This window comes from Paenibacillus sp. AK002 (assembly GCF_053903045.1).
Genome location: NZ_CP096377.1, coordinates 1,306,646 through 1,318,840, shown reverse-complemented (window position 1 = coordinate 1,318,840; position 12,195 = coordinate 1,306,646). Strand labels below are relative to the sequence as shown.

Sequence of the window (12,195 nt, the reverse complement as noted above, 5' to 3'; positions counted from 1 at the left end):
TGAACATCCCCTGTTCGCTAAATATGATTAAGGCTGTTCCGGTATATCCAAAGCACCGCCGCCCACCGGGGCTCGGGCCAGATGATCTACCGCTTGCTGCCCCAGGCGATCCTTCAGCTGCTGAATGAATAAACTCTGGAGTGCCACATGCCGATCGGCATATTCCCAATAACCGTCCTCGCGAGGTCTTGGATCGTAGGCACTCGGAACGAGCGGCTTCACGTTCAGGCCGTCTTCGGTAGGGATATGCCCGATGACATAGTTTTGGGCAGTGGGGGGCTTCTGGGCGACAAGCCCGCCTTCGGTATTCCACATGACGTAATTCGCGCCGGCCCACCCGTGTCCGCTGCCCAGCCATCCCCGGTCGCGGACGCTGATGCGCGCGCTGACGTTGTCGTATAAACCGCCTGTCGACCAGCGATGGTGCGGCTCGCTTGTATTGTATTCGCGAGTGGCCTTATTGTCGTACATCACGTTCGGCCCTTGCACGCGGCTTTCAATGACGTAAGCATGACGGGAAGTCTCCGTATAATTGCGCTGCACCAGATTTAACTGCCCCTGGATGAAAAAACTGTAACGCCGCCCGCCGGTAATAATGCTGACCATGTCGTGCATTTCGCTGTCCTGCACCGTGACCCACTTGGCCTGCCGCCCGACCTGCACCAAGGCATAGGAAAAATGGTAGCCGGCCACCTCTCGCACCCAGGCATTCTTCACGCTGTTCATCATGATGAAACGTTCTGCATGGTCCTCATCGGAGTAATACGGGGTGTCCAGAACATCGTTATCCATCTTCGTGTCGGTTTTGCTCGGATCAAAATCGGATATGGCGCGCATGTTCTCGATCCCTACCTGCTCGATTCGCGATTCGTCCGTCGCCTTGAATAGCTTGCCCCCGCCCCATTGACGCTCAACGGCATTCGCTAACGGAGCGTCCACCGTAATCCGGTTGCCGTCGATCGCCGTAATCACGCGGTCAAAATCCAGATTGAACGGGGACCACTGCTGCGTTCCTCCGGTTCCTGGCCGCATGTAGATATGATCCATGCCGATTTCATGAATCCAGCGGTCGTTGCCGATCCTCCGGACGATGACGGAATCGCCCACCTGATAGTCAGAGGCATCCTGGACATGGAAGGAACGCGAGCCTGCCGGAACGTGCAGATCCTGGATATCGGTCTCCGTGCCATCCACAATCGTTGCACCATTCGTTCCGCCCACGACGATCAAATTTCTGGCCGTTGTTCCCGTGCCCCGGATGATGGTTCCGTCCTCACTCTTCCCCTCGCCCCTCAGCACGACGCCGCTCGCCTGGATGTTCAGCGATCCGCCGACCAGATACGTGCCCTTCTTTAGAAGAACGGCCCCCCGGAAGCCGTCCGCGTCGCGCGGCAGCTGCGACACCTCATCGATCGCCGCTTGCAGCATCGCCGTATCATCCCCCCCGGTCGGCTGCACGGCAATCCTCGCCTGCACGTCGGGAAGCTTCACCCCGCCGCCCATATAACCGACATTCGAGAAATCGATGATCCGATTTCCTTTATAATCGGGAACATACACCATTCTTCCGTCTTTTCCGGTATATGCGATATGACTCTGACCGTCAGGTATTCCTTTCTTGGGCATGACGGTGTAAAACAAGCTGTCGTAGTAAGTTCCCCCGTCCGCGGCTTGGAACGTCATCCTCACTTCGTGCGTGCCCGGTACCTTCATCCCGCCCGGAAGAGTGATCGATTGACTTATCCCCGTTTGCAGCGGCTTTGTGTCCAGCAAACCTCTGGATTGGCCGTCCTTGAACCATCTGGCGCTAACGGTCCCATCCGTATTCGGAGCAATCGTGACGACAGGCAATGGCTTGCCGTCATCCAGGATCGCCGCCTCGCCGATCTTCTGGACTAACGTCGGATGCGTGAACGAGCTGAAAGCAATATATTTCGCATCCCGGAATTCCTGATCATCCTTCACGACAAACCAGAAATCCGGCGTCCCAACCGTTTGGCCATTAACGCTGATTTCCGCATACATCCGGGTGGCGCCGACCTTGACTCCGGTTACGGAACCGGCTGTATCCACGGCCATGCTGCTCCCCGCAGCATGGTATTGAACCTGGCCTTGAGGCAGCGCAACCCACTCTCCGTTGGCTCGTTTGCCGCGCACCTCCAAGGCCGACGTTTCTCCAATGTCCAAGGTCCGTTCATCATTGTTGTTATAAGGAGTGCCATCCGGCTTCACGAAAGCCAGCTCCGTTACGTCCGACGGAATCCCTTGATCTCCATCCTGCATATAAATCTCCAACTCCTTAAGCTGAACATTGAGATTTCGGCTGAGCTGCAGAGTCACCCGTACTTGGGAAGCGCTTACGGAATTAAACGCCATGACTTCCTGACCGTCCGCTCGAATGCCCCCATTTTTCGCATAGGCTCTGGTCCAAGACTCGCCGTCAAGGGAATAATCAATCTCGATGCTGCCCAAATTATCTCCCCGGTTTAAGTCCAGGACGACCTGGTTGAGAGACTGCTCGCTCCCCAGATCCACCTGAACATGTACACTCATGTCCTCACGGTCCGTGCTGGCCGGCTGCCAATAGGTATCCTTGCTGCCATCCACGGCTTTCCCGGCTTCACGCCCGCTGATCTCCGAACTGGCCGTTGCCGGCCTATTCATTGCCTGGTTGACCCGCTCCACCCCATCGGCTGCCACCGTTTCCCCCTGTATTGGCGGATTTCCGAACGAAAACAGCAGAATACCCAGCAGCAGTATGATACTTCCCCTTCTTATCTGTCCGTTACGCTTGCGCACCTGTCTCATCAATCATCACCCATCCTTTGTCTTATGTAGTGATTACGATTCACCGCAATTAGAGGATACCCTCCTTTCAAACGCCTCTTGATACTTCCATGTTAAAACAGCGGCCTCCCGCCAGACCATGCCGTAACTTGCGGAAGGGCCGTGTTTTTTTACGGAGTAACATAACATAAGAAAACACAACCCGGAGCGAACGGAGCCGTATGCTAAGCCTTCCCTTTGTCCGTTACAATGAGGCTGCAATGGGTACGTCATTTTGGTAGCGACAAGGAAGGAGTTTCGTTTATGGATCATGAGCTGTCCCCATCTCTGTCGGCGCCGTTTTATGCTCAGCTTCATTCCCCTGACGGGAATTTGCAGATCACCCTGGAGCAGGCGCATAACGGTCCCCTCTTGTATACGGTTATGAACAAGGGATTCCGGGTTCTTGACAGATCCCCGCTCGGACTCATCACGGACAGATACCAATTTCAGCAAAATATCCGCATCCAGGGGGTTGAGCACAACACGATCACGGAGCGTTACGAGCTAATGACCGGCAAGCAAAAATCGCAGTCTTACGAAGCAAGCGAGCTGGTGCTCCTAACTTCCGTCGAGCATCATCAGGTGAGGATTCGATTCCGCGCTTTTCGAGACGGCGCTGCTTACCGTTATGAGCTGCAAGGAGAAGGTGATATTCGCATCGAGAACGAGATCTCCGGATTCCATCTGCCGGGGGATCGGATGCTTAACGTCTGGGCGCAGCCGTTCATGCGGTGTTATGAACGAACCTATGACCACGCCATGCCGGACGATCTTCGGGGAGGGCATTTCGGCTTCCCGCTCTTGGTTCAATCGACAGAAGAGCAATGGCTGCTGCTGACAGAAGCTGCCGTGGACGGCGGTTATGGCGCCAGTCACCTTGCAGCCGATGAGCAAGACGGCCGGAAGCTTCGCATCTCGTACGCTCCGGATCAGGAAACGCCGATTGCCGCGCAGCTTCCGCTCTCGACGCCCTGGCGCGTCATGATCATCGGATCGCTCGGGGATCTGGTGACTTCATCGGTAACGACTCATCTATGTCCCCCGCCCGTGCTGAAAGACACCTCTTGGATCGCTCCGGGGAGAGCAGCCTGGTCCTGGTACGCGGAGGGCGATTCTTGCGGCGATATGGATGCTCAGCGGCAGCATGTCGATTTTGCCGCCGGAATGGGATGGGAATACGTCGTCGTTGACGGCGGCTGGGAGGGTGTGCTGGATGCGCCTCAGCTGATCGATTACGCGAAGGAGCGCGGCGTCGGCATCTGGCTGTGGACGCATTATCAAGGGCTGAACACGGAGGAACTCCGTGAAGAGAAATTACGCCTGTGGGCCTCCTGGGGTGCTGTTGGGATCAAGGTCGATTTCTTCGACAGCGACAATCAAGAGACGCTCCAGGTCTACGACGCCATCGCCGAATCCGCCGCCATGCACCGGCTAATGGTTAATTTCCACGGATCCACCAAGCCGAGCGGGGAGCACCGGACATGGCCTCATGTGATGACTAGAGAAGGCGTTTACGGCGCGGAATACTACCGGGCGCAGAGTGAAGGCCCGAATGCGGTTCATCTCTGTACCTTGCCGTTTACGCGAAATGTGATCGGATCCATGGACTTTACGCCGGTCACGTTCAGCAGGAGGACCAACACGACCCAAGGGCTTCAGCTCGCACTGGCCATCCTCTTCGAGTCCGGCATCCAGCACTATGCGGACGCGATCTCCGTGTTCGCGGACCATCCAGGCAAGCCGCTGCTGGCCGCGGTTCCGGCCGTCTGGGATGAGACGCGGCTGCTGGAAGGTTATCCGGGCCGGTACGTTACGATCGCCAGACGATCCGGCGCGGAATGGTTCGTCGCCTCCATCTGTGCCGCAGGAGGACGAGATGCCCGAATCCCGCTGGATTTCCTTGAAGAACATACGACATATCAAGCGGTGATCTATCAGGAGCAGGCAGAGCCGGACGAATATCGTTATCGCTCCGTTCTTCCTCCCATTGAGATTCGCACGGAAACCTGCTGCAGCACAGATACGATCACGAAGCGCCTGAAGATATATGGAGGTCTTTCCATCCATCTCACGCCGCTTTGAAATGATCTTTACGGACGGCATGGACGTCGTGGACGCCAATCGTGAAACGTTAACCGATCATAGGCTTCTGCTGAAGGCGCAGAGCTTCAGGGAACCTTCAAAAGCTGGTTCTATGAAACTCTGCGATCCCGAAATGCGACCCGAGAACGCGAAAAACGCTGCCCTTACCTTAAGGACAGCGTTTCTATTTGCACTTCGAGCACAGAGTCTGACCTATATGCCCGGGAAAGGCAGGCCATGCGCTAAACACGCGGCGGACTCGGCATGACCATGCGGATGGTGGTTCCCGTCCCCACGCCCGCGGAGGTTAGGCGCAGTCCGTAACTCTCGCCGAATACCAGCTGAATCCGGCGATGCACGTTAAGCAGTCCGATGCCTCCGGTACCGCTAAGGTTCAGGGAGGATTCCGGCGAATGATTCGTGTGGTCGTGCTCGTAGGACAGCCGTGCCGCAACCTCGTGCAGCTGTTCATCGGTCATGCCGATGCCGTTGTCCGTCACGCTGACCCAGAAAGCATCGTCGCTGCATCCGGCAGAGATGATGATGTGCTGCGAGGCTTCGATGCCGTCCGGAAACGCATGCTGGAATGCATTTTCGATTAAAGGCTGAAGCGTCAAGCGCACCATTTTGTACAGGAGAAGCTCGTGGGGAACCTCGACCCGAAGATCGAATTCCATGTCGTGCCGGTGCTTCATGATGGTCATATAATTCAGCACATGGTTCAGTTCGTTCGCAACCGTAATCTCCTCTAGCGAGGTCAGTAAGGAGTATCGCATCATAAAGCCCAGCGAAGACACCATCTCGGTAATCTCGGACGAGCCTTCAACCTCGGCATAACAGACGATGGTCTCCAGCGTGTTGTACATGAAATGCGGATTGATCTGCAGCTGAAGCGCCTGAAACTCGGCCTTCTGCCGTTCGATGATCGTCTTCTGCTGCTGCAGCTCGGTCTCGTATACCCGCTCGATCAGTTCCGACAGCCGGCTCACCATCAGATTGTACCGCTGCATCATTTCCGTCAGCTCATCCTGCCGCCGTTCAGGAAGGTCCAGGGGAATCCATCGGCCCTGCTCCGTCTGCCGCATCCCGCGGATAATCGTCTGGATCGGCTGGGTAATGGAACGGGTGAAACGGTAAGCAAGCAAACAAGCGGCGACGAGACTGATCAAGCCGATCGTCCAGGCCGTCGTGCGGATATTGGCAATCGGCTGGCGCCACTCTTCCAGCGGAATCGAGGCTACCAAGCGCCATCCGGAATAAGGAGACATCCGGGTCATGAATACCCGCTGCTCTCCATCGACCGTCGTATATTTAAAGGATTCCTCGTCCGCGCCCATAATGGCGGCGGTCAGCTTCGAATCCCGGGCGGGAGACGAAGCGTTGTCCTCCAGCCCTTCGGGCTGGTAAACCACGTGACCGCTGGCATCGGCAATATAGAAGTATCCCCGTTCACCCAGATCGATGCCTTTCCACAGGGAGGACAGCTCCTGGGAGCGCACCTCCATGGCGAGCACGCCTTTTTCCGCCGTGGAAGATAAACCCTTCATCTGTCTAGTCATGCGTATCACGCTGCCGCTGCGTCCCGGAATAATGCTCTCCGTATGAATCATGAGGCCGCTTTCGTCTTTTGTGGCATGGCGGAGCTCCGTCAGCTGCTTCGACTTGTCCTCTTCGCTGAACACCGGCGCCGTAAAGTCCGAGCCGAAGCTGTACGACGCGTTTCCGTTGTAAGACAAGAGATACATCGTCAGCAGCTCGGGCCCCCGGTCCATCAGGGGACGGAACACCGTATCCTTGATCGTGGAGCTGATGTGATAGTATTCGTAATGGTCCGCCGGGTTCGGCAGATCCACGAATTTCTTCAATTCCCGGTTGGTCAGCAGGGAGATCATCGTCCGGTCATAGGATTTGATGTACAGGTCCGTGTGATTCAAGGCATTCTGCACGATTTGCGACAGATGCCGATCCAGCTGCCGATCCAGCTCCGCGGAAGAACGAGCGTACGTGACGATGCCGATCAATAACGAGGACAGCGCTATGATCGATACGCAGTACAGGAAAAGCTTGCGATACAGTTTATTCTTCATCCGTTAAATCCCAGCATCGTCCGATATTCCGTCGGCGTGTGTCCCGTTACCTTCTTGAACATCTTCGTAAAATGGGGATAGTCCTCGTAACCGACGTTTGCCGCCACGTCGATGATCCGCATATGCGGCAGCGCAAGCAGCTCCTTCGCCCGTTCCATCCGCCGGTGAATGCGGTACCGGACAAAGGTTTCATTGGTCATTTTTTTAAACATCGCGCTAAAATAGGTCGGCGTATACCCCGCCATCTCCGCCACTTCCTCCAGCGTGATTTCCTCGGACAGATGCGTGTCGATGTACGCTTTCACTTCATCCAGCGGATTCTTGAAATTCCCCCAGCGCTGGGTCACCAGATCGGCCGTCATCCGCTTAACCCTCAGCTCGAATTCATTCAGCAGCTGTTCCTGGGCCGCATGATGGCCGATGGGTTCGATCACGGAAACCTCCATATACCCCTTCGATACCAGTCGCCGGAAAATCATCCCCACTGCATCATCCAGCAGCTGCTGAAGCTGCGGGACGCTAAGCCCCGCTGCCTGCAGATGCGCCCTCCAATCGACCAACAGCTCATCCAGCCGTTCCGTCTGCAGCATCCAAATTTCCTGCCCGATGTTTTCAATCCAATCGACGTAGGAAGCCAGGGAGACAATGCCTTTATTGCGATGTTTTACGATCGCGTCAAAGGTCTGGTGCAGCACCACGCCCGTCACCGGCTTCAGCAGATAATGCTTCACCCCGTAAGCCAGGCACTGCTGCGCATATTGGAATTCGCCGTAACCCGAGATGACGATGATCTGAATATGCCCATACAACTCATGCAGCTCCTGGCACAGCTCCAGCCCGCCCATTCGGGGCATGCGGATATCGGTCAGCAGCACATCCGGCTCGGTCTCCTTGATCATCGAGAGCGCATGCTCGCCGTTTACGGCCGTATCGATGGCGTCAAACTGCAGGCGATAGGTTTCCGCCATCTTGACCAGCCCTCTTCGGATGACAGGTTCGTCGTCAGCAATCAACAACCGCATTATTTTCAGCCTCCTGTATGTAGAAGAATTAGGGATGAGGCAATCATGAAATGGAACAAGAAGGTATCCGCGAGCGGCTGCCATGCATGGCAGACCGGCGGATACCTTGAACTTTATTTATTCACTCACTTCATTTAAACGCTTACATATTGGATTCATTGTACAGGATTTTCGGGATAAACAGGAGATGTCCTGCTGCCTATCTTGCATGTTATCTTGTACGATCCACGACGTTCTCCTTGTTCTTCCAGCGTTCCGTCGCTTCCTTGATGATCTCGTCCCCGCCCTTGGCGCGATATTCCTCGAGCACCTTCGGCCACTCGGATATCGGCTGCTTGCCGTAGATCATCTTCACCATGCTGTCCAGAATGAATTTCGGTCCCGTATCCCCGGTCGAGGCCAAATCCGGGAACTTGGAGAAGCTGTTCAGATTCGCCGTAAAGGTAATGCCGCCGCGGCCTTCATTGCTGAGCACGTCGCTGAACGCCGTAATGACGTCCTGGCCGTCCTCGGTCAGGGCCGTCTGCTTCTTGTTGTAGGTCAGCTCATGCACGAACCACAGCTGGTTGGCCCGGAACCCCGCTTCGTCAACTTCCTCCTTTTTCACGGGCCATGTATAGTTGACCTTGCCGTCCTCCATCGTGTAGTTCTCGCCCTCGATCCCGAAGGAGAAGAACATATCGGCTTCCTCCGTCAGCATCCAGTCGAGGAATTTAATGATTTCGATCGCTTTTTCCTGACCGACCTTGTTGTTGATGTAATACGTGGTCGAGATCGAGCTGTACAAGCCGAGGCCGCCCTTGCCGTCCGAGCCCGTCGGCGAAGGATAGATATCCACCTTCATCGAAGGATCCACTTCCTTCAGCTTGGCGCGGAAACCGATCAGCCCCTCGCCGTTGGACGCCCACATGCCGGCTTTGCCGGAATTGATGTTCCGGCCGTAATCCTCCTGGGACAGGGAAGCGAAATCCTTAGGGATCAAGCCTTCGTCGTACATCGTCTTATACGTCTCCAGTGCCTTGGTCATGTTCTCGACATCGAAGAACTTCGGCACGACTTCCCCGTTCAGCTCCATGAACTGGAACGGCAGCACGTCGTATGCCCCTAGGAAGGTATCCGCGTATTTAAAGCCCTCCCGGTATTGGAACGGATGCTCTATACCCAGTTTTTTGAAGGCGCGCAGCATATCCAGATACTCTTCCACCGTCTTCGGCGCTTCCTGGATGCCTGCCTTCTCCATCAGATCCGTACGGATAAACGTGGCGCGGCGCGACGGGTTCTCCAGCCAGGCCGGAATGCCGTAGATTTTGCCGTCGTACGATACTTCCTCCCATGCCGCCGGGGTGACCATTTTCATCAGATTCGGCGCATACTCCTTAAGGAGGTCATCCAGCGGCATGAACACGCCCGCTTCCACCGAGCCTGACATGGAGCCCGTTGTCGGCCCCCCGCGCATATTGCCGACCACGTCCGGAATTTCGTTGCCTGCAAACATCAGACTCATCTTCTGATCAAATTCCTTATGGGACATCAAGCGAATATCGAGATCGGTGTTCGTCATCTCCTCCAGCTTCAGCACCCATTTGTCCTTGTTGATGTCGGGCGACGATTCGATGTAGGTGTTGCCGCCCGTGGAGAATGAAATCGAGAATGCCAGCTTGCTGGAAGCCGTGCCCTGCTCGTTCCCTTCCGGCTGGGTATTCCCTGCTCCTTCTTCCGCTTTCCCCCCGCACCCCGCAAGCAGTGTCATCATCATGACGCCGATCAGTAAGACCGTCCAACTTTTTTTCATCAACCTCTCCCCTTTTCGCAAAAATAGACAAGTGGTTCATTCATGAGGTAAGCGCTTTCGTAAAATCCATTTCATCGTAGCTCATAATCCTCATGCGCAGAATTGGCGTTCTTATTATGGATTTGTGTTCTTTTACGATCAGGATTTGATCGAACCGATAAGCATGCCCTTGATAAAATATTTCTGCAGGAACGGGTATACCAGGATGATCGGCAGCGTAGCGATGACGATCGTGGCCATCTTGATGCCCTCCGGGGACATGTTGGCCAAGTTCTCGAACGTGGTGTCCATCTCTCCCATCTGATCGGTAATCACGATCTCCCTCAGGCGAACCTGCAGCGGAAACAGCTTTCGGCTATTGATATAGTATAGAGCGGACGAGTACGAATTCCAATGCGCCACGGCGTAGAACAGTCCCATCGTCGCCATCAACGGCTTGGATAGCGGAAGCACGATGCTTGATATGATCCGCAGCTCTCCGCACCCGTCGATCCTTGCCGAGTCGATGATCTCATTAGGCAGATTCATGAAGAACGAGCGCATGATGAACAGGTTGTACGCGCTGATGGCGCCCGGAATAATGAGGGCCCAGACCGTATCCAGCATGTTCAGCGATTTAATGAGCAGATAGTTGGGAATGAGCGGCGCACTGAAAATAAAGGTGATCAGCACGAGCATGAGAATGACTTTCCGTCCCCGATATTCGTTGCGCGACAGCGGGTAAGCCAGCGAAGCCGTTGCGATTAAGTTGATTCCGGTCCCTACGACGGTCACGAATACGCTGATCATAAAGGAACGCCATACCGAGGTATCGTTCAATACGATGGCGTAGTTGGAGAGCGTAAACTCAACCGGCCACAGGCCGACGTCCCCCCTGGAGATGGCCAGATCGCTGCTGAGCGATTGCGCCGCTACGTGCAGGATCGGAAAGATCATGGCGGCCGACACGACGGCCAGGAAGATATAGTTGAACATTTCAAATACGAATTCGCCTGTTGATCGTTTTATCATGTTTTCGGTCACCTGCCTAGTATAAGGAATTTCCGGTCGTTTTGCGGCTTATGGCGTTACCGCCCACAATGAGCAGCAGCCCGATGAGAGATTTGAACAGCCCGATGGCCGTGGTGTAGCTGTACTGCTGTCCAAGCAGACCGACGCGATAGATGTACGTATCCAGAATATCGCCCTTGTTCTCGTTCAAGGCGTTCAGGAACACAAACACCCGTTCAAACCCGAAATCGAGGAAGTTGCCGATGTTCAGCAGGAACAGAATCATGATCGTGGGCAGAATCGACGGAATCGTAATCGCCAAGGTCTGGCGCCAGCGGTTCGCGCCGTCAACCCGTGCAGCTTCGTACAGGTCCGGATTGATCCCGGCCAACGCCGCCAGGTAAATAATCGTTCCCCAGCCCGCTTCCTTCCAGATGCCCGAGCCGATCAGAATGCTGCGAATGTAGCTTTCCTCGCCAAGGAAGTAAATCGGTTCGAGCCCCACCCACATCAGGATCTGATTGATGATTCCCGTGGTCGGAGACAGAATGCCCACCGCAATCCCCCCGATAATGACCCAGGACAGGAAATGGGGCATGTAGATGACCGTCTGGAGCACCCGCTTGTACAGGACAAGACGAATCTCGTTCAATAGCAGGGCCAGGATGATCGGTACCGGAAACGCAAAGACGATGCTGTACATCCCGATCAGGAGGGTGTTCCAGAATATCCGCAGAAACTCCTCGTACTGAAACATCCGGTAGAATTGGTCCAGTCCGACCCAAGGACTCTCCCATATGCCTTTGAATAAGTTGTACTCCTGAAAAGCCATGGCACTGCCGAATAAAGGGACGTATTTAAATACGAGAAAATAGAGGATGCCCGGAATCGAGATGAGGTATATCGCCTTGTACTTGCGAAAGCTGGATAACCATTCCCGGCTCCGCGCTGACGGTGTTAGCCGCGTGCTTGGGTTGATGTTCGCCATAAGGACCTCCCGTTGTAAGTTTGCCTTCGTATTCATCCTATAAGCGGAGCGCTTCGCCAACAATGGCGGCATTTGTTTGTCGATGTGTTTTTTTACGATTGTGTTTGTAGAGGGCGGTACGAAAGGGGTGTAACACAAAAAAGAACCCTTTAGGGAACCCGGGTCTAATGCGGCCAAGTTTCGCCAAAGGGCTTATGAGGCATGGACACAGGTCTACTGTGTCCATGGGGAACAACCTTGTCCGTCGTTTTACGAACCTCGCTCGTTTACGATGCTCGGTTCGGTGTCGCAGGACGACGGTCTGCCGGTTGGCAGGAGAGATCCGATGGATCATCTGGATCGTAAATATACCACCGTGCGGCTTCGTAGGATAAAACAAACTCATCCATCTACTCGCACCGGAAA

The 12,195-nt window shown here is 55.0% G+C and carries 7 protein-coding genes; 1 reads left to right on the top strand and 6 read right to left on the bottom strand.

Features of this window, described 5'->3' with window-relative positions:
• Positions 1-27: 27 nt before the first annotated feature.
• Complete coding sequence (locus tag M1D70_RS05625) at positions 28-2,808, bottom strand: discoidin domain-containing protein (RefSeq protein WP_456290391.1); 2,781 nt, start codon at positions 2,806-2,808, stop codon at positions 28-30.
• Between the two features lie 282 nt (positions 2,809-3,090).
• Here M1D70_RS05625 and M1D70_RS05620 point away from each other — a divergent pair, with 282 nt between their 5' ends.
• The gene (locus M1D70_RS05620; RefSeq protein ID WP_456289383.1) at positions 3,091-4,911 is read left to right on the top strand and encodes a glycoside hydrolase family 97 catalytic domain-containing protein; all 1,821 of its coding nucleotides are present in this window, start codon (positions 3,091-3,093) and stop codon (positions 4,909-4,911) included.
• Positions 4,912-5,153: 242 nt separating this feature from the next.
• Here the strand turns inward: M1D70_RS05620 and M1D70_RS05615 are convergent, their stop codons facing one another.
• The 5 genes from M1D70_RS05615 to M1D70_RS05595 all read right to left on the bottom strand — a co-directional run bounded on the left by M1D70_RS05615 (position 5,154) and on the right by M1D70_RS05595 (position 11,790).
• Positions 5,154-6,998, bottom strand: a complete 1,845-nt coding sequence (locus M1D70_RS05615; RefSeq protein WP_456289382.1) for a cache domain-containing sensor histidine kinase — start codon at positions 6,996-6,998, stop codon at positions 5,154-5,156.
• A complete protein-coding gene (locus M1D70_RS05610) occupies positions 6,995-8,020 on the bottom strand; it encodes a response regulator (protein ID WP_009594380.1) in 1,026 nt (341 codons plus the stop codon). The genes M1D70_RS05615 and M1D70_RS05610 overlap by 4 nt, the downstream gene beginning before the upstream one ends.
• A 211-nt stretch (positions 8,021-8,231) precedes the next feature.
• Positions 8,232-9,812 carry an extracellular solute-binding protein gene (locus M1D70_RS05605; RefSeq protein ID WP_456289381.1) on the bottom strand — a complete coding sequence of 527 codons (1,581 nt, stop codon included), beginning with the start codon at positions 9,810-9,812 and terminating at the stop codon, positions 8,232-8,234.
• A gap of 138 nt (positions 9,813-9,950) precedes the next feature.
• Positions 9,951-10,823 carry a carbohydrate ABC transporter permease gene (locus tag M1D70_RS05600; protein WP_456289380.1) on the bottom strand — a complete coding sequence of 291 codons (873 nt, stop codon included), beginning with the start codon at positions 10,821-10,823 and terminating at the stop codon, positions 9,951-9,953.
• A gap of 16 nt (positions 10,824-10,839) precedes the next feature.
• Positions 10,840-11,790: an ABC transporter permease gene (locus M1D70_RS05595; RefSeq protein ID WP_009594379.1), complete on the bottom strand. Its 951-nt coding sequence runs from the start codon at positions 11,788-11,790 to the stop codon at positions 10,840-10,842.
• Between the last annotated feature and the right edge of the window lie 405 nt (positions 11,791-12,195).

Excerpts from the sequence above, each read along its gene's own strand:
- M1D70_RS05620 (WP_456289383.1), top strand. The coding sequence starts at position 3,091 with ATGGATCATGAGCTGTCCCCATCTCTGTCGGCGCCGTTTTATGCTCAG.
- M1D70_RS05610 (WP_009594380.1), bottom strand. The coding sequence starts at position 8,020 with ATGCGGTTGTTGATTGCTGACGACGAACCTGTCATCCGAAGAGGGCTG.
- M1D70_RS05605 (WP_456289381.1), bottom strand. The coding sequence starts at position 9,812 with ATGAAAAAAAGTTGGACGGTCTTACTGATCGGCGTCATGATGATGACA.
- M1D70_RS05615 (WP_456289382.1), bottom strand. The coding sequence starts at position 6,998 with ATGAAGAATAAACTGTATCGCAAGCTTTTCCTGTACTGCGTATCGATC.
- M1D70_RS05595 (WP_009594379.1), bottom strand. The coding sequence starts at position 11,790 with ATGGCGAACATCAACCCAAGCACGCGGCTAACACCGTCAGCGCGGAGC.
- M1D70_RS05600 (WP_456289380.1), bottom strand. The coding sequence starts at position 10,823 with ATGATAAAACGATCAACAGGCGAATTCGTATTTGAAATGTTCAACTAT.
- M1D70_RS05625 (WP_456290391.1), bottom strand. The coding sequence starts at position 2,808 with ATGAGACAGGTGCGCAAGCGTAACGGACAGATAAGAAGGGGAAGTATC.